Origin of the sequence: Legionella gratiana (genome assembly GCF_001467695.1) — a bacterium.
GTDB lineage: Bacteria > Pseudomonadota > Gammaproteobacteria > Legionellales > Legionellaceae > Legionella > Legionella gratiana.
Genome location: NZ_LNYE01000005.1, coordinates 24,651 through 45,578 on the forward strand (window position 1 = coordinate 24,651; position 20,928 = coordinate 45,578).

Here is a 20,928-nt window from a genome sequence, read left to right on the forward strand (position 1 = left end):
CGAATTTCAACCTCAATCATTCAAGAGGAAATTTTCAACGGGGACAACCACAGGGATAACCCAATTAATTAAGCCCTAAGTAATACGCTATATTTTTGAATGATCAACTATAATATGTCTAAAGATGACTAACCACTCAATGCGAATAAATAATGATGGACGAAGAAATACAAAAGCAAGTTAATGCATACGCTGATGAGCATGACACAGATATTGTTGTTTATCTTGGTGAAATCTCTAGAGGCCCAGATGACGATATCATTGATAAGTGTCGCGAAAGAAAATTAAGAAAAAACATTACGTTATTCCTTTCTACAATTGGGGGAGATCCTAATGCAGCCTATAGGATTGCTAAATGTTTTCAAAAAGCTTACAAGACCCGAAAAAAGAGCTTGTATGACACTAATGAAAGTAACTTTAAAATTGTAATCGATGGAATGTGTAAAAGCGCAGGCACTTTATTATGCTTGGGAGCAGACGAATTGATTATGTCTGGGAACGCAGAGCTTGGGCCAATAGATGTTCAATTATTAAAGCAGGATGAAGTTGGTGAGCGCACATCTGGATTAACACCAATTCAAGCAGTAAAGTTTTTAGAATCTGAAACCGAAATGATGTTTAAACGGAATTTTTATTCATTGAGATTTGCAGAGGATGTAAATTTTTCAACAAAAATGGCGGCTCAAATTGCAACAGATCTTACTACCGGTTTATTATCTCCTATTTTTAATCAAATTGATCCGATTAGATTGGCAGAGGTAGATAGATCCCTTCGAATTGCAAAGGAATATGGTGAAAGACTAAATAATTTTAATTTAAAAGAAGGTAGGCTTGATTTACTTATTTCTGGCTACCCTTCTCATAGCTTTGTAATTGACCGAGAGGAAACTAAAGAATTGTTTCATAAAGTTACAGAATTAACAGGAGAATTAAGAGAAATATCTAATTATTTTAGACAGGTATATACTATAGTTTATAAGAACAGGGGAAGATATTTTGATTTCATATCTTCTGAGCCAAAAAGCGAGGGTTAATATCATGTTTAATGAAGATAAAATGAAAGGTATATACCAGATTCTAAATGATAATAGCCGTGGTTCATCTTCACTTTATAAACAATCTTCAAATACGAGAGCTGGCTTAGAGGATTTTTTTATACCCTCAACAGCCAAAAAATCTAATGCCCCCAAGGAAAAAGAACAGGGCAAAAAGCATAAATAGCCATTCATGCCTTCCTATTTTATTTTTCCAAGAGCTTATTTATTACCTTGATGTACCTTAAAGCCAAAGTCCCAGCAATATAGGTTTGGGCGCTCTGACACTCCTCATCCAATTCTGAAGACGCTTTAAAATAAAGCTTTGAATACTCTTTTAGGAGGGCTTGAGATGAGTCTTTTTGCATTTCAGTAAGATTATTGTATTGTTTTTTTGCCAGTAATCGTTGGCTATTAACAAGTTTCCTGCCTGTAGCATTATCCTGCATATTTTTATTGTATCGAAATTGAGAGGTAACTGATAAATTTTGCCAAACATAAGCCATAACGAAGTCTTGAGGTATCCCTATACCGCGATAATATAAATCTGCTAATGTTCCTTGGGCCGCAGGGTTTCCATGTTTTGCAGCTCTGTCTAACCAATATAGAGCAGAGTCAAGATTAGGTAATAGTTTAGAAACACCAGGAATATCATTTGAATCATTATTTGATCTATATTTCTCTGTTAAATTCGCAGAATGTAAATAAACTTCACCAAGATTATTTTCAGCTAAGACAGATTGATTTTCAGCAGCTTTTTTATAATTCTCAATAGATTTTAGTAAATCACTAATTTTTCCTTTTGAATGAAGCCATAAAGAACCACTTTTGAATTTATTATCATATAACAGCCCTAAAGCAAAATAGGACGGGGTATAACCATATTTTAATGATTTAGTTAGGGTATCAACCACCTCATTAAATTGAGATTGATTATGAATAAATCGAAATTCGCATAGACCAAGACGATAATAATAATACCCAGGGTTCTCTTTTAAAGTTTTTTGGTCTTGCTTCACCTCTGTGCATGATATGGATGCATTTACGGGTAAAGAACAGATCCATAGAAAAAAAATAGTACTGCATATATGCTCGGTGATTTAATTCTCATTATTTGCCTTTTTTTATAACAACTCATTAACCAGAAACTCTTTATAATATTTAAATTGGAGAGCAGGAGCCTATCTCTATATAAGGAGTATCTACGTCCTCATCACCATTAACATAATCGCGAATATACGTTTCTACATATCGTAATGATTTCATATTAAATTCCAATTGACCGAAAGTGTCGCTACAAAACAAATATCCGTATTGATTTATCTCGCCACAATTTTTCCCAGATTTATCTCCAATTCTTAGCCACTGCCATCCTTTAATTGTTTTCTTTAGTAACATTTTCTGGTCGCGAATATTGAAAATACTTGCTTCCCATGACTTTAAATATTTATTAAATTTAAAACCAGTAGCTTTAAGTGGTAAACAAATATAGTTCGTTTCAGCAATAGCAAATGCGGAATAAAAAATGCAGATAATACCCACTAAAAATTTTTGTTCATAAGTTATCCAAAAAATTCCAAGGAAAATTATCTAAGTTGTGTTGCACTGACCTTATCCCCATTATCTGAATTAATAAGTTCATCATCACAGACAACAATATTTTCTATAGGTAGCCATAAAGCCGAATCAATTGTATCGATAGAATCGACTTCCCAAACAGAGTTATCTTCAAGAACAATTACACTACCATCAGAAGATTTAGATTTAATCCAGTGTCCAGATTCACAAGCCAATATTGACGTTGAAAATGTGTACATAGAAAAAATGATTAACAGTTTTTTCATTTATTCCTCAATTGTTATTAAATAACTAATCCGCTAATAAAATTAATCTAGCTACCATTTAAGCTTTGCCTGTCTCCGGCTGAGGCTGCTTCTTGCTTACAAACATAGGCACCTCGTTTTGTAGATCCATACCAACGCGCGCCCTTCTTATGCCATATACCCGTTGGCAAATTTAACCAAACTACCTCATCCTTAGGGCAATGACTTTGTGCAGAGATTTCTTCTGAAAAAAGTGTCAATCTATCAGCATAAATTGGTGTAATAAAATTGCACATTAAGAATATGGCAAAAAATAGAAACTTCTTCATGGAGTGCCTCAATTCTGTATGTTTAGTAGCAAACATTATTGTGACAATGAACACCAGATCGCGGATTTGCTGCGCGGTGTCTTTGAACAAAAGTTCCATTTCTTTTTATGTAAGGTCTAACTGTATGGGTTCTTCCATAAGAAGACCCAAACTTGGGGGTTTTATACGAGTAGGAATAGCCACGTTTCGCGTAGCTTACCGATATTGGTAACAAAGAAAAACAACATAACCCTAACAATAAAAATTTTGCTTTCATTACAGCCTCATTTAAGAACGATGAGTTACAGAGCCGAATTTATTATTATTTTCAAGCAAAATAAATTCACTTGTCGGGTGATAACAAATTAACGGGATGATCATATATCAATCACTTAAGGCGTATACTAAGAAATCCTTAGTATCCTGTCAAGCAAAAAATTAAGATTCTCTTAGTTTGACGATTAAACATTTGAGCAAACTGAGTTGACATGGTTAGTTCCCCATTACCCAAACGATTAAAAGAAGCCCGACTTGCATCACAACTTTCCCAAAAAGAATTGGGTATTGCGGCAGGAATTGATCGCTTTTCCGCCAGCCCACGAATAAACCAATATGAAACTGGAAAACATACTCCTGACTTTCTAACCTTAAAAAAACTTGCTGAAGTATTACTATTACCAACAGCTTTTTTTTACGCTGAAGAAGATGAATTGGCAGAAATAATTAAAGCATTTAAACATAGCTGATTAGAGCTTTTAGCTCTCGTTTCCATTCAGCAAATTCATGCTGCATATCTCTGATCTCTTTAGATCTTGCACCATGCTTAAAGCTATTTTTTTGAGAGATGACTTTCCCTTCTATGGTCCTAGGACCCGTTGAATACTCCCACGGCTTCTGCTGGCGTATTCGCTGTGCCTGTTGTAATCGTTGTTCCGATGTCCATATTCTTTGCTTCATAAGCGACCTTAGCATTCAGTTCGTTTGCAATTTTTTTATTATTTTCAATTTCATATGCTTCAGATTTTACATTATTGTTTACTTGCTGAGTAATAGCATTATTTTGTTGTTTTATTATAGTCGTTGTCCGACGGGGATGTTTTAGCTCTGCCAATGCCATTAGCGTTTTTCTGCAGCCGGATTGAGCCTTTAGGGCAATACTCGCAAAAACCTCCGCGTGTTCCATATTTGAACTAGGTAACTTACCTAGTGCATCATAGAATAGATATTCAAGACTTTTAGCTTGTGTCATAAGCATGGCTTCAATTTCATTAGTATCATTGTTATGGATACGATCCACACTCCTGGACAATCGCTCAAGTGCAGCTACCCCATCAAATCCACTGCCATGTAATTTACTAAGTGCCATAGTTGCATGGCCACGGCAATGTAAGTACAACTCTGTAGTTGCTGCGTTCTTTTTTTCTTCGGCTCTTTTCTTTTCATCTTGCTCTAACATTACTTGAGCTTTGGTCTTTCTAGCCATTATCCTTCTCCTTGAGTTAACCTGAAAATTTATAAAAACCACATGAACAAAATGGTCGCCGATAACCGCATTTGCAAACCATAGTTGATTGAATATCCCCAGTAACAAAACTATATTCTTCTTGATTATTATCGAGGGAACCCGGGGAACTTGCTTGTTCCACCTGCATTTCCAGAGTTACCTCTGGTGTTGCTTTAGGGGGAACCGGAGAGCTTGATATAAACTCCATACTGGCTAATAAGTTAAGAACGCTCATAGCTAAGCTTCCTCTTTGATTAAAATCCAGTACAATGAAAGGGTCCGCCCTTCAACTTTTACTTTTTTAGAATTTTTTCCGTGATCTTTTTCGATAATCCACTGAGCATCATTCAATGTCTGTAAAATAATTTTCAAATCAAATCCTATTGCTGCTTCTTGCAATGCTGACGAATTAAACAAGAAAATACGTCCTCCATTAGTATCTTTCCAATAACCAGCACGGTCTCGAACTACGGGTCTTTGATCAATGTTATCTCCTTCGTATGCGATCGCTTTTTGATCAATTCCGGAAAAGCGACTATCTCCATGTCTATCAATGAAATGGCGTATCCCTTGAAGTATCTGGCGCATTTCTGTTTGCCCCTGACCTCGAAAATCACGCCATTTATTAAATAATTCAATAGCGGCTTCTAATGCTTCACCCTCTTGCCATCCAGTTAAACCATATTCAGTTGCTTTTTCACCTGCGAGGGCAATTAATGCAAATAAACAAGCCGCGCGGCTTTCTATACCATCTGAAGAACAAAAACCGCTTAATTTACAAAACCTGGCATATAGTGCTGATAGATTGTCCTTATCTTCCAAAAGTTTTTTTATAAATTCTGGACCAGCAACCCCAAAATTTAAGCTTGTAGATTGCTTCATAGAATCAGCAAAAGCGCGTCCATCGTTTAATCCATGAAGAGTATCAAACGTACCATAAGCTCGATCAGTCGCAGGGATATTCAGCAGTCTTGCTTCTTGACCGGCCTTAATGTTCTGCCCAGCTTCTTGCATATGAGCCGATAAAGTACGCTCTCCACTAGATAAGACGATTGTCCGCCATCTAAATGAATCACGTGATCCACCATTACGCTTTGCCCGCTGTTTTCCTTGTCCATTTGCTAATGCATAAATTATGGAACCAATTTCACGAGGATCACACTCACTGATTTCATCTAAAACTAATAAACTATCATTTAATGCCGCTGCTGTAGCCTCTAAACCATTAGCAGTAGCACGCCAAGCACGCACATAACCTGGACCACCCCATACACTCGCAGCTACTTGTAATGCAGTAGTTTTGCCATTACTAGACTTGCCGATTAAATGAATACCTCCACCACCTGCAGATTGTTGTTTGGCTTTTAATAACAGCGGTGCGGCAAAGGCTGTAGACACTGATAACAATAAAATTGGGTTCCCGCTGCAACGTGTAGCAATTTGTTCACGCCATTTTTGAATATCGCCTTGCTGAATAAAATCATCATGTGCTGCATATTCTGATTGAAAGCGCACATTATCATCACCAATAGTTTTATTAGGCATTACAAAAGCGTTTCCATTGGAGTGCCATCCAGTACGTGTTGCGGCTATTGTTCTGCATTGAGGTTTTTGAAGCATTAACCAAGTATTTAAATGTTTTTTGGCATCAAGATTTATTCTGACCCCTAAATTTAGTAATTCACCACGCATTTCATCGCCATTCCCTTTTAGAAGATGCATAGGCATTGACCATTCACGCCATCCCCCAAAGGGTTGAATAAATCGTAATAATAGACCAAACGACTCATTACGCTCATCCGCCGTAATTGCATTTGCATGAATAGGTGAAGACACCCATGTATCGATTGGTTTAGGATCTTGACCATTTGTAAATCCATGCCAATACAAACCTGGCGGCTTGGATTGGCCGCCAATTGAAAACCAATCGTCATAAACCATGTATCCAGGGCGTTTGATTTCAGGTTCATTGAGATTTTCTGGCGGAACATGATTAGGTGAAATTACCTCTAACTTTATATCTATGAAATTTTCTAAATTATCAGTATCTATGGTTCCCTCAACTATATCTTTAGGGGAACCCTCGAATAGAACGTCATCACTAATGGTTCTCTCAGTTCCCTTTGTTCCCTCATAAATTTCTAAATCAATGTTAGGCATGCTGCACCTCTGCGTCAGCTAGCCAACAATACAGGTCATTAAAGTCTTTCAATGAATCTGGTGAACCTTCGGGCCATTTGGGTTTACAAAATAATGCCCCCGATGCGATTGCTGCCTCACGTGCTTTTATTACCCCAGGATTATCGGATCTCATCCTGTCATCATCTGCGCAGATAGTAATTTCTGCACAAGGTATATTTTTACGAATATGGAGAGCAACTGGTTTTAAATTTCCAGCATTGCAAGCTGCAATCACACAATATGTAGGATACTTTTCAGCCAAAGTTGCGCCTGTAGCAAATCCCTCACAAATTAGTATCTTTTGATTATGATATGGTTGGTGTTGAACAGGCATAAAATGTTCTTTAATTGCCCCGTTTAACAAAAATCTTTTTTCACCAAGTTCGTTGATATACTGCAGACTCCATACTTTTCCATCAAAATCAATCACAGGTAAAACTATTTCTTGGTAAAATTGACGAGCATAGTATGGCGATATGTGTTTCTTTTTCAGGTATGGATGATGCGGACTTGCTTTTGGATAACCTTCCCAGAGGTTCTCAGCTAGACAAGCCGCTTCCTGTTGTTCCTTGTCTTTCATGGCATTACGCATTTTACTAGCTTCTTTTATGCGCTCCATTTGATTACGGAGTTCAACTTTTGTCATGCAGCTTTGATTTTTAGCACTCCATTTAAAATTCACTCCTTGTTTCCAACTCCCAAATACCCCACATGGCACACCATCAAGATAAAGTACATACCATCCATTTTTAGATCTAAATTTATCTCCTTCAATGTGGAAACGATGTAGCTTCCCATCAGCAATGATCTCGTCTGGAGGAGTAATCCCCTTTGCTGAGAACTCTGCTTGGAATTGATTAATAATTTGATTAAAATCCATGACGCAAATCCTTATAGTTCCTTTTGCAAAATAGCGTTAATTGGTGGCATGCCTCTTCTAGTTGACCCTGGATATAAGCCTGCCCCATCCCATACTTTTGACTAGTTTCTGAAATCCGTATCAAAAACAAGGAAAAGATTATTTCAATTCTTTTTTCTTGCATAATCGTCCCCGTCTAGGTTTATATTCTGGAAAATCCTGTTCTATAAGTTGTTTAATATCTTCAACTCGCCAGGCAGTGATCTTTGGGCCAAGCTTTACGGGCGTTGGGAACCGTCCTGTTTTAACTCCTTCCCACCACGTAGATTTTCCTACTGGAATTAATGGAGAAAGACAGTGCTTGGGGCTACCAAGAATTTGATCGATTCTTAGAAAACCAGTTTGAGGTAGTTCGTACATTAGAATTTGCTCCTGTCCAAATGAATTCAGGAGCCATGATAGAATAGGCGATTATCCGCCCTCAATGTGCCCTTACCCCGACTGGGGTAGCAGCTAATTTTTCAAAACCCCAGCTGGGGTTATTTATTTTTTTCCAATAGCTTTTTACCTTTTGCAAATTTATCTTCAAGCGTTGATTTTGATATGCCTTTTACTTTAGGAAAATTATCTTCTAAGAATTCAATCAAAGCAGCTTGGCTATTAAAAGGTGAAATTTGCTTTCCTCCTGTACTATTCATAAACATTGTCTCTACTAGAGCACCAATTATTTTTAATAAGGTTTTTTCAGAATTAGGTGAGATACCCAACTCATCTATTTCATGTTTTAAGCTTTGGATGAATTTGCTTTGACTCTCAATAAGAGTTACAGCCTCGCTGTATTGCTCCTTTAATTTATCGCGACTACTTTCCATTTTTTTATAAAGATCTTGCCAATCAGTAAGCTGTATGCCCAAAGACTCGACCGATTCGATAAGTACGCAAGGAACATTAACATCAGTAAAATTCATTCGTTGAATCCATGTAAGGAATACAGAAGGAACTACAGGGTCGGATAATTGTTGAAACTTTATATATCCTTTTGCAGTTGTTCTTATCTCTTCAAATTTTTTTGCTAGAGAAGAACGCTCTACAAATTCTTTAATATTTTCCCAATAAACTTTTCTTGGATCTTTGCCCAATATTAAAGCGATTCCCTCATCGATACTCCAAACAATTTGTTTACTCCAATAAGCAAAATCAGCATTACAGTCAGGTTGATTAAAAAATCGTTCTTTCTCGGCTTTTTGTTTGTAATATGGCCTATATTCATCTGTTCTAGCGAGAATGCAGTCTAACTCATAATCAGTTTGAGTTTTTAATTTTTTTGAAAGCTCATCTTTATTAAGTATCCAATTATTTCCATGCATTTTCATCAATTGTTCAAAAGAGAGTTTTTTTAAAACCTCTTGTATTAATTCAATTTTTTCTTGCCGTAGTTCAGGAGGAATATTCATATCTAAGCTCGTTTTCTAATTATTATTTAAACTAAGATTATTTTTATCATTAGTTGCAATTTTCTGCTCTACCATTACACCCCATGCCAACCACGCGCTCTTTTGTTCATCGCTATAAAGCGCTCGTTGATATGTAGCTATCAGCTTATTTATCGGTTGATGGTTCAACATTTTTTCAACTACGTGTGGTGGAGTTTTTAAATGCTCAGCCCAGGCTGTCGCCGCTGAGCGTCTTATGTCATGCACAGTAAATGCTTCCATATCACTCAAAAAAGAATCCTCATTAGGTTGAGCTTCGCTCTTATTCTTGGAAGATTGCCTTAATCGAGCTATATACCGTGTCAAAGTATCCTCTCTAATATGGCTTTCTTCTGCATTGCGGCCAGTATTAAAGACGTAAGGTGATTGCCCAGTAAGAGGTTGGAGATTTTTAATGATTTTCACTGCCAGCTCAGAAAGATAAATCACATGAGCCCGGCCATTTTTTGTGCGCTCTTTGGGTAGTGACCAAATACCATTGTTCAAATTTAGCTCTTTCCAAGACATTTTTGCCACTTCTGCTCTGCGTGCTCCAGTTAAAATTAATAATTTAATAGCACTGGCTGTGATTATTGTTGTTTTGATAGAAACTCTTTCATTTTGCAGCGAGGTTGCAGTATCCAGGACACTCCATAGCTTATTGAGCTCATCCAATGAAAGAGCTCTATCGCGAGGAGCATTAGCTGAGACATTAAAATCTTTTGGTTTTAGTAAGCGGGCCGAATTTTCTATTACATGCCGGTGTTTCAAACCGTAATCAAGCATTAAATTCAGTGTTGTAAGTGCCTTACGAGTTTCCTCTTTAATACCGCTAAGGGACATTTTTTCTAGGACAACCGTTAGATGAAATCTGTTAACATCTTTTACTAATAAATTACCAAGATTTTTTTTAAGATGAAGAGACCAACGTTCTTCATGGCGCTTTGCCCAAAGCTCGCTCATTTGCTCAGTTGCCTTAACATATGCAATCCAGACATCAAATAATGTTTGCATGGTTATAGCTTGTGTATTTTCTGCTTTTTCAGCTGCACGTGCAGTTCGCGGATCAATACCCTTCCGCACCAGTGTACGGACATTCGCCAACTCTTTGCGTGCCTCCTTTAAGGAAAAATCATTCAACGAACCAAGCGTCATACGGTGCAAACGTCGATCATCGCCTAAACGAAAAAAATATACCCAGCTCTTAGCACCTGTTGGCCTAACTCGCAGAAAAAGACCATCACCATCAGAAAGATTGTATTCTTTGTTCTTGGCCGGAGCATTGTCAACTTGGAGTTTTGTTAATTTGTTCTTCAAAATAAGCTCTATATTATCGGGTTAACCATGGGGATAACCAATATGTTGGTTTCAGGTGAATTCTATTGGATTAAAATGGACAAATCAATAATAATAACCTATTGAATTAAGTAATTTTATGGATGAAAATGGATTCATTAGGACAACTATGCACGCGCCTCCTAAGGGGCAGGTCGGAGGTTCAAATCCTCTCCGGGACGCCAATTGAAAAGGGTCTATTCCGGAAACATCTGACTACGGTTAAACGGATACTGTGGTAGCGAGAAGAAAGGCGACAATATCGAGATCTCAAATAATTTTGTGACTAAACGACGCTCTACCACAATTGATCTGCTTATAAATTAATTACATTGTTCACTGATGGTTGGATTTCCTCCTGAGATGAACTATTATTATTCTCAGAAAACAACGGACCTGTGTGTAATGGAGGCGAGAGTTCTTGCTGATTAGAGGCTATATTAGGGACATCCGTGCCTTTTTGAATTAAAACCGCTGTTACCGTCGCAGAAGAGGATTTATTGTCATCTATGTCCGTATGCATAGCAGGAAGAGCTCTTTCACGATTTTTAAATGCCTCATAGCTATTGTATGGAATACTCCCAATACTAAGCACTGGGCTAATAACCCCCATTCCAGCTATTGCTACTCCACCGATTAACAATCCGCCTCCGGTCGCCATTAAGGTTATTCCCTTTCCAATCAGAATTCTACCTGCAAGACCTGTAGTAATAGCAAGTAAACCCACTGCTGCTGCGCCCACGCCTAGCGGTATTAGGACTAAAGGATCAACTACTAGCGCAACTGGTGTAATCGCTAATCGCTCAGCATGATTAAGTTTATTTTCTTCAAGAATATCTTTTCTATTACTGCTAAAAGAACTAGCCATCCTGCGACCGTATTTTTTCATCCCATTTTTAAAATGATTTTTCATGTTAACTTCCTTTTATTAAATGTAATTCATTGTTTATATAAGAAAATTACAGTTACTGTGTGCACGGCGATAATAATTTTTAAAAATTAACATAACCTTAAGATGGGATGAGTAATTCTAATTAGATATTCCAAAATGGAATGAGTTTATAAAAAATTAAATAATACTGTTCATTTAAGAAATTTAATGCCCTAATGAAATCGGTTGGGAATAGTACGGCGGCGATACAAAATACCTTGCCTAGAAAATCAAATAAGTGAAAAGCAAGATTTTATCCATTGATTCATCAGGTTATGAAAGAGCTCTAATATTGACAATCGAAATGTCCTGAAACATGATTCATATTGTACCTTTATCTGTTCGTTCTTTACTTACAAATGATTTCAATCTGAAAGAATAACCAACGGATCTTTAGGTCAAATTAATAAGCCACCAAATAACTGAAAAAGGGAGTTTCAATGAAAAAATCTAATCCTGTATGTGCATTGTTAATGTTTTCTACTATTATTTTTTCTCCTGTGATAAAGGCCAACCCTCTAAGTCTCATTGCGGACATCTTTTGCCCCGTTACCCAAGGTGCTTCAAATAGCATCACTAATTTTGGAGATTACATTGCTGGTTTCGGTACAGAAAATATTTTGTCACAAAATAATCCAATTTATTTTAAATCCATTTCACTGGCACACAATGTTCCTGCCCAACTTGGAAATTACTACAATGAAACCACCAACTACAACAGCACAACAGGCGAAGTCACATGCAACTATGTAAGCAATAACCCAATAGAACCTAGATTTGCTGTAGCTTATACTTTGACAAATGGAAAAGGTGGGGCTGTCCAAGGACAATCAAGTAATTCGATCAGTATCATTTTTCCGGTTGGTTTAAAAAGTTAATTAATAATTACTTGACCAGCCCTTATTAGCCAGTAATAAGGGCTGTGCTTATTCAACATTCTAAATCACATCCTTACGTTTCAACACTTCATTGTATTCACGGATGCTGATCAAACCAGCATCATATTTTTTCTGAGCCTCATAAACACTCATATAACATTTGTTAGGTTTCTCTTCCCCAACGCCAACAATGTCATCGAGCACTCCAGCCAACCATTGAAATATCTTTTTCATTTGAAGCCCTTCCTTGTGATAAAAAAAATAGCATCCGTTCGATCATTATAATCATATTTCAAATTCTATTGCTAATAATATCCAGATAGATTGGGTTTTTATGCCATAAGTATATAAGGTATTATGTGTAATTGAGCATCAAGCTATTCTTAGAACGATAATTATTGAAGGAAATTATAAATGCCATTACCCACAGATATCACCTTATTTGCTAGGACTGAAGAAATTGATAGCCCCAAAGGATGTAAGCTCATGACGGAACAAGAAAAAGATGAATTTTTAAAATATCATTACTCTTCTGCCAAAGAATTAAAAAATGATAAACTTCATGGTGATTATTTTTCGATGTTCGCGCTCAGGATCTATGTATGGGGCATCACTAAATATGCAGGAGGAACACACGATTTTGATATTATCGGTGCTAAAACAACAACAATGAGTAGCAAAGTCGAAACACCAACTTCTAGGAGCTTAAAAACCAGGTTTTTTAAAAAAGAAAGTCCTTCTAAATTAAAGTTATACGTAAATAAAGCCGAACTTATTATACAAAATGAACTGCGCTGCTCATCCAATTTAGCGAATAGTTTAGATTATTATGCTCGAGTCAATAATATCGATGGTGAGTATTATTTAAATATGATAGGCCCTTTAGCTAAATCCTATGGATCTAATAAAGAAAATCATTATACACAAGCAATTATCGATGCGGCTACAAATTTGTCTCATTATCAGCCTTTAATAAAACTAGGCGCTGGTTATATGCAACTCAAAAGAGCTGGTGAATTAAGTAAAGAAATAGAAGAGAATTGGCAAGTAACCCAACTGATGGGCGCATTGCAGCAAGCAGCTTTTGATATCGTAAGCTACAACATAGGAGCATCTCTATATTATGCCCAAGCGCAGTCTTTATCTATAAAGGATATACCGACACAAGTTTCTGAAATTTTTAGTCCTCAAATCGATTCAAATTTCGAACTGACAAAAAATGATGTGCTTGAGGCACTATCCAAAATAGAACAGATATTTGGAAAAGACTGTTTAGGCGATTTTTTAAGCGATTTAAAAGAAGAAACAAACCGAGCTGCAAATGATGACTTTAATCAAATTTTACGTTCTGTATTAGCGAAATATCAACCTGACGAGGCCTATAAGCCGATAACAGAAATGAATGGTCATTATGATCACTACGCTCAAATACATTCCATTTCCACAGTACTGGGCTACCACGGTTGAATCAAGAGGCTGCACTAGCCTTTCGATCTCGTACTCACGTTTTTATTCTCTTAAGAAAGACGATCTTTTTTTCACAAGGAAGTTCATTTTATTCTTGACTTGTAGAAACAATGTAATCAATATGAAGTCATCATGGATAAAATAAAACAATATAAAACATTAGGTTCGAAGCTTTTATTCTATAGGCTATCGATTTTAAAACTTCTTGAAATAGGGTCGTAACGATGCGCGATAAAATGGCAGAAAAAATTCCACATTTTTTTTATCACAATGTCGATCCTGGTTATTCTCAAAAATTAAGCAAGAAACCATTGATCATTACGGATAGCAAATTACAGGATCTATTAAACGCTCAGCTCGATAGAGAAAATAAATATGCTCTTCTAATGTTGTTCATTCAAAGTCACGATGCTGAATATTTAAGTCAACAAATTACGATTCATAGTCATACTACTATTGAAAAAGTGGGGCATACTCCCCCCCATTGGACTACTCTAGCAACAAAGAGAATTTATGGCTATCCTGACCCAAAAATCCAAGAGACCCCATCGATAACAACTTTAGCTAATATTATTGCTACTAATGAATTAAATTTCACCTCCACTCAAATGGCCACTTTGTTTCGAGAATTGATGGCAAAAAGAGTCAATTTTGTCACCCTCGATCAAACCCCTTACTTGAATTTAATCCATCCTAAAAGTGGCAATAATCCACTCAAAAGTTTAATTGTGTCGAGTTTAGACGACCCAAATCTTATTGAATTATTATATGATTTTATTGGTTATATTGAGAACAGTATCACTCATGAGGAACAATTATTCATTATTAATAATGAAGATAATTTTGAGTACGAATCGATGTTACCGGCTGAATTTTTGATACGTTTAGGCCATGAAGATTTAGCTTTACGCCTCTATAATTTGGGAGCAAAACCGACTCCATTTGCATTCCGACTGGCCTGTGCAAGCTTTGGTACAACCATTCATTATGAAGCAGCAATGCAATGCATTCAACTCTTAATGGACTCTCTGGATCTAGAGGAACCCGACTTACGGGAAGGAAAAGTTTCCCTAAAAAAAGCAAGCCCTACACAATATAACGAAATGCTTCCAAGAATAGTACAAATGTTGCGTGAAGATTCAAAACTTGATAGAGGATATTCTTCTCTTTTTGAAACAATACAAAACGAGTACCTAGAACATTATCAAGATAAAACATCCCTTTCGTTTCGCGATTTCTGTCAACATAAAGCAAACATTGATCATCCACTTATTCAGAAATACGCTCTTTTACGTATCAAACAAGAAAACGTAGGCAATGGGTTTTTCTCAGTTTATTATCGCACTGAACCCCACCTGGCTGAGAAAAAATGGGCTTTGCTCCAACGCAAACAAGAGGCCAATCAATTACTTCTTGACCTTATCACTTTAGTTGACAATGCAGACCCTAAGTGTTTCTTGGCTAAGCGATAGATTTTGATGAGATTTGCTTTTTGTTCTGATGTTCAATGTGGATTCGCTGCTAATCTATTTGCTATGAAATTATTAAGACAGTCTTTTTGTTCGCTTTTTTTCCTTTTTCAACGCAAAATAATAGAAACTGCCTATATCTGAGCCATTTTTTTACTACTAATGGCTTGAACAATAACCTAGTACTATAATTAGTTTACACACTCAATCTAAGGACAATGAATGTCTCTAAGAATAGGTTATGACGATAATTTGGGGTTCCCTCGTGATTTCACCAAGGCTGTACCATGTGAGCTGATTGCATATCACCAGTTATCAAAAATGATTACAGCCTTTGACAAAGAGAAATTGTGGGGCATTTTTACTCCAGCAGGAACATTACCCTACCTTAAACAAGGAGTAATTCTTGCTCAAGCATGTTTGCAGCCAGCCATACAAGCAGATTTTGTAACGCCAAAAAACCTAAGTATTTTAGACTTAAATACACAAGTACTTGGTCGCATTAACCCTTATTGCACTACCAGTTTTTGGGGGCTTCTTATTGCTCTGATGCCACATTTTCCCAAAGGAACTATCTTGGAATTCAAAGAGACCAATGGTTTTTACGATTTATTAGAGCAAACCACTTTAGGGAACGTGGATGGAGCGATGGTTTGGAATCGTATTTTGAAAAAATTTCCTGATAAAGCAGATAAAGTTCATGTATTATTCACTCAAAAAAACCTACCACCACCAATTTTATATGTGCAGTCTCATGAATCTCAACTAATAGAAAAAATTACTCGTTTCACGACCCAGGATAAGCAATTTTTATTTAGCGGTTTTAAAAAGCCAGATGATCTACTGTTAGGTCCATTTATTGATAATATGAAAAATGTAACAAGCCATTTTATCATTCAAAAATCTCATTAGGTTTCGTGAATGGACCATCAGAAGCAGTGGTTAATAGAATAACTTTACTACCCTATTCTGAGGTTCAATACATTCATTATTAAAGAGCAAAGAAATTCAAGCTTCATTATCATTAAGTTAAGGAAGTGAAAAAACTCTCGTCATCCCCTATAAATCCGAACCTGAATGGTACACTCTGGTATAAATCACTCAAGGTTGGGGTACCTATGAAGAAGCAAAACACAATATTGGTGGTCAATCTGATGACCGCTCTAGTCTGTTCCACTCCAGCCAATTCTGTAGAAGTCAGTTGTAAGAAGCCGGCTCATGAAACGGACAAAACCGAATGTGTTTTTTTCGGTTCAGGTAATAACTTGAGCGAGCAACTTGAAAAAACTCTTGAGAAATATCAAAATAATTTGTCCTTGACTGTCCAGCCGGGACAATACATTTTAAAACCAATTACGATTAAGAAACATCACAACATCACTCTGCATCTTGATCCTGGCGTTACTCTTGTTGCTGTAGACCGAAAGGATAAAAGCTGGAAAAATGAGCGCGGTTTAATCAACCTCATCTGGGTGAATAACTTTACATTAAGTGGTGATAATCCTGATGGCAGCGTAATTGACGGTAATGGGGAACATTGGTGGCACTACAAATCATCTAAAGAAAGGCCTTTCTTGCTTCACGTTAATCATGCTGAAAATCTAACCATCAACCATTTGCAATTAAAAAACTCACCGCGTTTTCACATCATGATTCGAGGCGGTAAAAACATTGCTGTTCATGATTTACGTATCGACACCCCAGAAGACTCGCCGAATACAGATGGCATTAATGTGGGCTCAATCACCAAAATGAGGATAAACAACGTCATCATCAGAAACGGCGATGATGGTATTGCGATTAATGCCATTAATGAACCAGCCAAAGACATAAAAATCCGCCATGTCGATTTATTTTATGGACACGGAATTTCCATTGGCAGCGGCATCAAAAACACCGTATCAGACATCCTGGTTCAGGATATCAGTTTTCATAATGCATCCAATGGACTGCGCATAAAAACACGATGCGATAAGAAAGACTGCTCCGATACTAAAAAAGGAACAGTAACGAACATTACCTACAGTGATATCACCATGGAAAACGTCAAATACCCGATTTTGTATGACATGGAATACAGCGAAACAGGGAGTAAATCCTATGTGGTTCTCAAAAATATAATCTATCAGAACATTTACAGTATCAACTCCGGAAAAGAAGCACGCTTATTCTGCGGCAAGTACAATCAGTGCAGTCCTGTAATTTTTAAAAATGTGAATATTGATTCCGGAATGCAATGTAAGGGAGGCGCCTGGAGCAAAGATGATAAAATTGTTAATTGTTTGAAGAACTAACTCCGTCGTGCTTGCTGAATTAAGATATACGAATAATTTCTAAGAACCTTCACTCTTCATTTTTTCTTGTGGAATTTTCCTCTTCATTTTCATTTTGACGAGAATTTTGATTTTTTTGCAGCACAGTTAACGAATCAAGAAAACTCACTGGCATCGAATAGGTCATAGGAATTTTTTCTTTATCAAGAGCTTTTTTGATGCTCGTAAGAACCTCATCAAGAGAATAACGAATGTGGCTGGGTTCAGGTTTTGTCCACCAATAGATTGCAAAATCAATACCATTCGATGAAAAGGACACAATATAAATTTGGATGTACTTTTCTTTGGATACACTCTCACATTGTTCTACGGCTTGTTTAATGGTTGCGCGTGCTTTTTCCACATCGACACAAGAATCGACACTACAATTTATTTTTTTCCGTCTAAGTTTTGTATCAGTCAGAATTTGCACGGTACTAGTAAACATTTTCGAATTGGGAATAAAAACGCGTGTTCCGTCCGTTTTACGTAGATGAGTATTTTGGACAGAAATACGATGAACATAACCTCGTTGAAAATCTACTTCAATAAAATCACCAATACTGAAAGGTTCTCGAAACAAAAGCAAAATACCAGTAAAAAAATTTTCAAAAACATTCTTAAATGCAACACCAATAGCAACAGAAGTTAATCCTAAAGTAGTTAATACATTTGCAGTTGTAACCGAAGGGATAATGATGGCAGAAATAATTAATATTCCAATAAACCAAACCAGTATAACGGTCAATTTATGGGTAATGATCACTAAATTTGCACGCACCGCCATTCTAGGTAAGAATGAGCTTACGATATGCCCCATTAATTTCGCGATAAAATAGGTGATGATCGCAAAAAGAAGACCAATAATGATATTGGGAATCAGACCGATGAAATTTTGCGCAAATTTATTTAATGTTTTTAAAATAATGTTTACATAGTCCATATGATTTCCCTATCTCTTACTGCTCACAATCATGGGTGATTATAAAAATTTTAGTTATTCTTTAAGAATATATCCAAAATCTTATCCAGAAAAATATCGAAAATTAAACACAATTTGTCATAAATTATATTGAACATCATATGCTTATAGTAATAGTTCGCATTTTAAAAAAAATTCATATAGGATCAATGAACTCTAATATACAAGTTATCTTATGTCCATCATACGACAAGATCCTAAATCTAAGGCATCTAGAAAAGTATCAATTGCAAGTTTTATTGGCACAACAATTGAATGGTATGATTTTTATCTATTTGGGACTGCTTCCGCCTTATTTTTCAATGTGCTTTTTTTCCCTAAATTTAGTCCCATAGCAGGAATTATGGCGGCATACGCCGCTTATGCCGTTGGTTTTTTTACAAGGCCTCTAGGTGGTATTATTTTTGGTCATTATGGAGATAGATTTAGTCGCAAAAAAATGCTGATTACTACACTGTCATTAATGGGGGGATCTACATTTTTGATTGGCTTATTACCTACTTATAATACAATTGGCATATTTGCTCCACTTTGTCTCGTGCTTTTACGATGTATCCAAGGAATTGCTGTCGGAGGTGAGTGGGCTGGTGCAGTTGTTATGGCTGCGGAAGTAAGTCGGGAAAAAGAAAGAGGCTTTTATTCAAGTTGGCCTAATTCTGGGGCGCCATTTGGCTTAGTACTTTCTATTGTAGTATTTCTTATTTTTTCTTCTCTTCCTCAAGAGCAGTTCCTCTCTTGGGGTTGGCGTATCCCTTTTTTATTGAGTTTTGTTGTAGTGTTCGTAGGTCTTTATCTTCGATTGAAAGTTATGGAAAGCAACGTTTTTGTGAAAGCTCTGAAACACAAACGCCCACCTAAAGTTCCAGCCCTAGAAATGCTTCATTCTCATTTTAAAAACTTTCTCTTAGCAATAGGCGCACGTTTTATAGAGAGTGCTTCTTTTTATGTATTAACGGTTTTTATATTAAGTTATGGCACAATTCAGCTGCAATTGTCAAAAACACTTTTACTCTATGCAGTAATGACAGGCGCTATTTTGGAAACACTATGCATTCCTTTTTTTGGGCAACTATCGGATCGGATTGGACGTCGACCAGTGTATATCTTAGGTGCTTTATTGATGGGATTGTTTGCTTTTCCATTTTTCTGGTTGTTACAAACTAAAAATCCTTTTTTAATTTTTTTTGCTGTGATATTTGGTATGTGTTTTGCTCATGCAGCAATGCATGGAGCTCAAGGCGCATTTTATTCTGAACTATTTAAAACACGCATTCGCTACAGCGGCATGGCAATTGCTTATCATTTATCTGCAGCTCTATCCGGAGGTCTAACTCCATTGATTGCTACTGAAATAGTCCATTGGACAAATGGAAAAACTTGGCCAGTTTCCGTTTATCTCATCCTGATGGCTATAATAACTATTATTTGTGTCTATTTGGCTGTAGAAAAGGCGCAAAAGAATATTTCATCATAATCGCGAAAGTTTGCTCTTATCTTTCACAATTTTAAAACGAAGCTTTTTCTTTATTTATCGCGACAAATTCAGGAGCACGAAAAATGAACGATATTTGGAATGCTAAAATCTACAGTCAATTTTTGGAATTAAGAACACGTCCAGCTTGTGATTTACTCAACGCTATTCCCACTTCATTTCAACCTAAAATAGTCTATGATTTGGGTTGTGGTCCAGGAAATAGTAGTATTCTATTAAAACAGCGTTGGCCTTCTGCCAAGATAGTAGGATTAGATTCCTCTGCTGATATGTTGAATCAAGCACGATCGACTTACACTGATATTACATTCATACAAGATGATATTGCACACTTTTCGCCCTCAGAGAAAATCGATTGTATTTTTGCAAATGCCTCATTGCAATGGTTACCTGATCATAATTTTTTATTCCCAAAACTATTAGAATTATTGAATTCAGGTGGTATATTAGCCGTGCAAATGCCAAATAACTTTCATTTACCTACTCATCAAATCATTATTAAATTATTACAAATGCATCATGAGTGGAGGCCTTTTTTAAAGCAATTAATACATAATGAGTTAAGCAAGCCTCTTTATCATTTGCCATCATATTACGATTTGCTAAGCACATCATCATCTGATCCACTTCACTTATGGGAAACGATTTACTACCAAGAAATGGAAAACTTTCAAGCGATATTTGATTGGATTAAAGGAACTGGATTAAGGCCACTATTTACACGTATGAGTGAAAACGATGCTAGATTATTTAGCAAAGAATATATTCAGGAAATTTCAAAAGAATATTATTTACAAAAAAATAATAAAGTTTTGCTACCTTTCCAAAGAATATTTATGATTGGGGCTAAAAAGAGATGATTTCATCTATTAATACTTTTA

At 36.4% G+C, this 20,928-nt stretch carries 24 protein-coding genes; 10 read left to right on the top strand and 14 right to left on the bottom strand.

What is annotated here, in order from left to right; translation table 11 throughout:
* Positions 1–152: 152 nt before the first annotated feature.
* Entirely contained in the window at positions 153–1,034 is an 882-nt protein-coding gene (locus Lgra_RS02350; RefSeq protein ID WP_058497681.1) for a Clp protease/crotonase-like domain-containing protein, read from the top strand.
* Positions 1,035–1,038: 4 nt separating this feature from the next.
* A complete protein-coding gene (locus tag Lgra_RS02355) occupies positions 1,039–1,221 on the top strand; it encodes a hypothetical protein (RefSeq protein ID WP_058497682.1) in 183 nt (60 codons plus the stop codon).
* Positions 1,222–1,240: 19 nt separating this feature from the next.
* Here Lgra_RS02355 and Lgra_RS02360 read toward each other — a convergent pair whose 3' ends face one another.
* The 4 genes from Lgra_RS02360 to Lgra_RS02375 form a co-directional block, all read right to left on the bottom strand.
* The gene (locus Lgra_RS02360; RefSeq protein ID WP_058497683.1) at positions 1,241–2,053 is read right to left on the bottom strand and encodes a tetratricopeptide repeat protein; all 813 of its coding nucleotides are present in this window, start codon (positions 2,051–2,053) and stop codon (positions 1,241–1,243) included.
* Between the two features lie 142 nt (positions 2,054–2,195).
* Positions 2,196–2,576, bottom strand: coding sequence for a hypothetical protein (locus Lgra_RS02365; RefSeq protein WP_058497684.1), 381 nt, complete (start codon positions 2,574–2,576; stop codon positions 2,196–2,198).
* Between the two features lie 44 nt (positions 2,577–2,620).
* Positions 2,621–2,851: a hypothetical protein gene (locus Lgra_RS02370; RefSeq protein ID WP_131743507.1), complete on the bottom strand. Its 231-nt coding sequence runs from the start codon at positions 2,849–2,851 to the stop codon at positions 2,621–2,623.
* A 74-nt stretch (positions 2,852–2,925) separates the two neighbouring features.
* Positions 2,926–3,186, bottom strand: coding sequence for a hypothetical protein (locus Lgra_RS02375; RefSeq protein WP_131743506.1), 261 nt, complete (start codon positions 3,184–3,186; stop codon positions 2,926–2,928).
* Positions 3,187–3,653: 467 nt separating this feature from the next.
* On the opposite strand from Lgra_RS02375, the gene Lgra_RS02380 reads away from it, so the two are divergent.
* Positions 3,654–3,911, top strand: a complete 258-nt coding sequence (locus Lgra_RS02380; protein ID WP_058497687.1) for a helix-turn-helix domain-containing protein — start codon at positions 3,654–3,656, stop codon at positions 3,909–3,911.
* Positions 3,912–4,030: 119 nt separating this feature from the next.
* Here the strand turns inward: Lgra_RS02380 and Lgra_RS02385 are convergent, their stop codons facing one another.
* The 8 genes from Lgra_RS02385 to Lgra_RS02420 form a co-directional block, all read right to left on the bottom strand.
* The gene (locus tag Lgra_RS02385; RefSeq protein WP_058497688.1) at positions 4,031–4,648 is read right to left on the bottom strand and encodes a hypothetical protein; all 618 of its coding nucleotides are present in this window, start codon (positions 4,646–4,648) and stop codon (positions 4,031–4,033) included.
* A gap of 16 nt (positions 4,649–4,664) precedes the next feature.
* The gene (locus Lgra_RS02390; RefSeq protein WP_058497689.1) at positions 4,665–4,904 is read right to left on the bottom strand and encodes a hypothetical protein; all 240 of its coding nucleotides are present in this window, start codon (positions 4,902–4,904) and stop codon (positions 4,665–4,667) included.
* Positions 4,905–4,906: 2 nt separating this feature from the next.
* Complete coding sequence (locus Lgra_RS02395) at positions 4,907–6,829, bottom strand: DUF927 domain-containing protein (protein WP_058497690.1); 1,923 nt, start codon at positions 6,827–6,829, stop codon at positions 4,907–4,909.
* Positions 6,822–7,730, bottom strand: a complete 909-nt coding sequence (locus Lgra_RS02400) for a toprim domain-containing protein (RefSeq protein ID WP_058497691.1) — start codon at positions 7,728–7,730, stop codon at positions 6,822–6,824. Before Lgra_RS02400 ends, Lgra_RS02395 begins: the two co-directional genes overlap by 8 nt.
* A 138-nt stretch (positions 7,731–7,868) precedes the next feature.
* Positions 7,869–8,129, bottom strand: coding sequence for a helix-turn-helix transcriptional regulator (locus Lgra_RS02405; protein ID WP_058497692.1), 261 nt, complete (start codon positions 8,127–8,129; stop codon positions 7,869–7,871).
* Between the two features lie 119 nt (positions 8,130–8,248).
* Positions 8,249–9,163, bottom strand: a complete 915-nt coding sequence (locus tag Lgra_RS02410; protein WP_058497693.1) for a hypothetical protein — start codon at positions 9,161–9,163, stop codon at positions 8,249–8,251.
* Between the two features lie 15 nt (positions 9,164–9,178).
* On the bottom strand, positions 9,179–10,498 hold the full coding sequence (locus Lgra_RS02415) for a tyrosine-type recombinase/integrase (protein WP_058497694.1): 1,320 nt from the start codon (positions 10,496–10,498) through the stop codon (positions 9,179–9,181).
* Positions 10,499–10,832: 334 nt separating this feature from the next.
* Positions 10,833–11,429 (bottom strand): hypothetical protein, encoded by a 597-nt coding sequence (locus Lgra_RS02420; protein WP_058497695.1) that lies wholly within the window; start codon positions 11,427–11,429, stop codon positions 10,833–10,835.
* Positions 11,430–11,887: 458 nt separating this feature from the next.
* On the opposite strand from Lgra_RS02420, the gene Lgra_RS02425 reads away from it, so the two are divergent.
* Entirely contained in the window at positions 11,888–12,325 is a 438-nt protein-coding gene (locus tag Lgra_RS02425; RefSeq protein WP_058497696.1) for a hypothetical protein, read from the top strand.
* 60 nt (positions 12,326–12,385) lie between these two features.
* Here Lgra_RS02425 and Lgra_RS17965 read toward each other — a convergent pair whose 3' ends face one another.
* Positions 12,386–12,559, bottom strand: coding sequence for a hypothetical protein (locus tag Lgra_RS17965; RefSeq protein ID WP_165482857.1), 174 nt, complete (start codon positions 12,557–12,559; stop codon positions 12,386–12,388).
* 180 nt (positions 12,560–12,739) lie between these two features.
* Here Lgra_RS17965 and Lgra_RS02430 point away from each other — a divergent pair, with 180 nt between their 5' ends.
* The 4 genes from Lgra_RS02430 to Lgra_RS02445 all read left to right on the top strand — a co-directional run bounded on the left by Lgra_RS02430 (position 12,740) and on the right by Lgra_RS02445 (position 17,555).
* On the top strand, positions 12,740–13,792 hold the full coding sequence (locus Lgra_RS02430) for a hypothetical protein (RefSeq protein WP_058497697.1): 1,053 nt from the start codon (positions 12,740–12,742) through the stop codon (positions 13,790–13,792).
* Between the two features lie 224 nt (positions 13,793–14,016).
* The gene (locus Lgra_RS02435; RefSeq protein WP_058497698.1) at positions 14,017–15,264 is read left to right on the top strand and encodes a hypothetical protein; all 1,248 of its coding nucleotides are present in this window, start codon (positions 14,017–14,019) and stop codon (positions 15,262–15,264) included.
* Between the two features lie 219 nt (positions 15,265–15,483).
* Positions 15,484–16,173: a type 2 periplasmic-binding domain-containing protein gene (locus Lgra_RS02440; RefSeq protein WP_058497699.1), complete on the top strand. Its 690-nt coding sequence runs from the start codon at positions 15,484–15,486 to the stop codon at positions 16,171–16,173.
* 206 nt (positions 16,174–16,379) lie between these two features.
* Positions 16,380–17,555, top strand: coding sequence for a glycoside hydrolase family 28 protein (locus tag Lgra_RS02445; protein WP_058497700.1), 1,176 nt, complete (start codon positions 16,380–16,382; stop codon positions 17,553–17,555).
* Between the two features lie 49 nt (positions 17,556–17,604).
* On the opposite strand, the gene Lgra_RS02450 is transcribed toward Lgra_RS02445, so the two are convergent.
* Positions 17,605–18,516 (bottom strand): mechanosensitive ion channel family protein, encoded by a 912-nt coding sequence (locus Lgra_RS02450; RefSeq protein WP_058497701.1) that lies wholly within the window; start codon positions 18,514–18,516, stop codon positions 17,605–17,607.
* 214 nt (positions 18,517–18,730) lie between these two features.
* On the opposite strand from Lgra_RS02450, the gene Lgra_RS02455 reads away from it, so the two are divergent.
* Positions 18,731–20,029: an MFS transporter gene (locus Lgra_RS02455; RefSeq protein ID WP_058497702.1), complete on the top strand. Its 1,299-nt coding sequence runs from the start codon at positions 18,731–18,733 to the stop codon at positions 20,027–20,029.
* An 83-nt stretch (positions 20,030–20,112) separates the two neighbouring features.
* Positions 20,113–20,907 carry a methyltransferase domain-containing protein gene (locus Lgra_RS02460; protein ID WP_058497703.1) on the top strand — a complete coding sequence of 265 codons (795 nt, stop codon included), beginning with the start codon at positions 20,113–20,115 and terminating at the stop codon, positions 20,905–20,907.
* Positions 20,908–20,928: the final 21 nt, after the last annotated feature.

What these genes read in the sequence shown, in the direction of transcription:
- Lgra_RS02350 (WP_058497681.1), top strand. Translation starts at nt 153, where the DNA reads ATGATGGACGAAGAAATACAAAAGCAAGTTAATGCATACGCTGATGAG.
- Lgra_RS02355 (WP_058497682.1), top strand. Translation starts at nt 1,039, where the DNA reads ATGTTTAATGAAGATAAAATGAAAGGTATATACCAGATTCTAAATGAT.
- Lgra_RS02370 (WP_131743507.1), bottom strand. Translation starts at nt 2,851, where the DNA reads ATGTACACATTTTCAACGTCAATATTGGCTTGTGAATCTGGACACTGG.
- Lgra_RS02375 (WP_131743506.1), bottom strand. Translation starts at nt 3,186, where the DNA reads ATGAAGAAGTTTCTATTTTTTGCCATATTCTTAATGTGCAATTTTATT.
- Lgra_RS02380 (WP_058497687.1), top strand. Translation starts at nt 3,654, where the DNA reads ATGGTTAGTTCCCCATTACCCAAACGATTAAAAGAAGCCCGACTTGCA.
- Lgra_RS02385 (WP_058497688.1), bottom strand. Translation starts at nt 4,648, where the DNA reads ATGGCTAGAAAGACCAAAGCTCAAGTAATGTTAGAGCAAGATGAAAAG.
- Lgra_RS02390 (WP_058497689.1), bottom strand. Translation starts at nt 4,904, where the DNA reads ATGAGCGTTCTTAACTTATTAGCCAGTATGGAGTTTATATCAAGCTCT.
- Lgra_RS02395 (WP_058497690.1), bottom strand. Translation starts at nt 6,829, where the DNA reads ATGCCTAACATTGATTTAGAAATTTATGAGGGAACAAAGGGAACTGAG.
- Lgra_RS02400 (WP_058497691.1), bottom strand. Translation starts at nt 7,730, where the DNA reads ATGGATTTTAATCAAATTATTAATCAATTCCAAGCAGAGTTCTCAGCA.
- Lgra_RS02405 (WP_058497692.1), bottom strand. Translation starts at nt 8,129, where the DNA reads ATGTACGAACTACCTCAAACTGGTTTTCTAAGAATCGATCAAATTCTT.
- Lgra_RS02410 (WP_058497693.1), bottom strand. Translation starts at nt 9,163, where the DNA reads ATGAATATTCCTCCTGAACTACGGCAAGAAAAAATTGAATTAATACAA.
- Lgra_RS02420 (WP_058497695.1), bottom strand. Translation starts at nt 11,429, where the DNA reads ATGAAAAATCATTTTAAAAATGGGATGAAAAAATACGGTCGCAGGATG.
- Lgra_RS02425 (WP_058497696.1), top strand. Translation starts at nt 11,888, where the DNA reads ATGAAAAAATCTAATCCTGTATGTGCATTGTTAATGTTTTCTACTATT.
- Lgra_RS17965 (WP_165482857.1), bottom strand. Translation starts at nt 12,559, where the DNA reads ATGAAAAAGATATTTCAATGGTTGGCTGGAGTGCTCGATGACATTGTT.
- Lgra_RS02430 (WP_058497697.1), top strand. Translation starts at nt 12,740, where the DNA reads ATGCCATTACCCACAGATATCACCTTATTTGCTAGGACTGAAGAAATT.
- Lgra_RS02435 (WP_058497698.1), top strand. Translation starts at nt 14,017, where the DNA reads ATGCGCGATAAAATGGCAGAAAAAATTCCACATTTTTTTTATCACAAT.
- Lgra_RS02440 (WP_058497699.1), top strand. Translation starts at nt 15,484, where the DNA reads ATGTCTCTAAGAATAGGTTATGACGATAATTTGGGGTTCCCTCGTGAT.
- Lgra_RS02445 (WP_058497700.1), top strand. Translation starts at nt 16,380, where the DNA reads ATGAAGAAGCAAAACACAATATTGGTGGTCAATCTGATGACCGCTCTA.
- Lgra_RS02450 (WP_058497701.1), bottom strand. Translation starts at nt 18,516, where the DNA reads ATGGACTATGTAAACATTATTTTAAAAACATTAAATAAATTTGCGCAA.
- Lgra_RS02455 (WP_058497702.1), top strand. Translation starts at nt 18,731, where the DNA reads ATGTCCATCATACGACAAGATCCTAAATCTAAGGCATCTAGAAAAGTA.
- Lgra_RS02460 (WP_058497703.1), top strand. Translation starts at nt 20,113, where the DNA reads ATGAACGATATTTGGAATGCTAAAATCTACAGTCAATTTTTGGAATTA.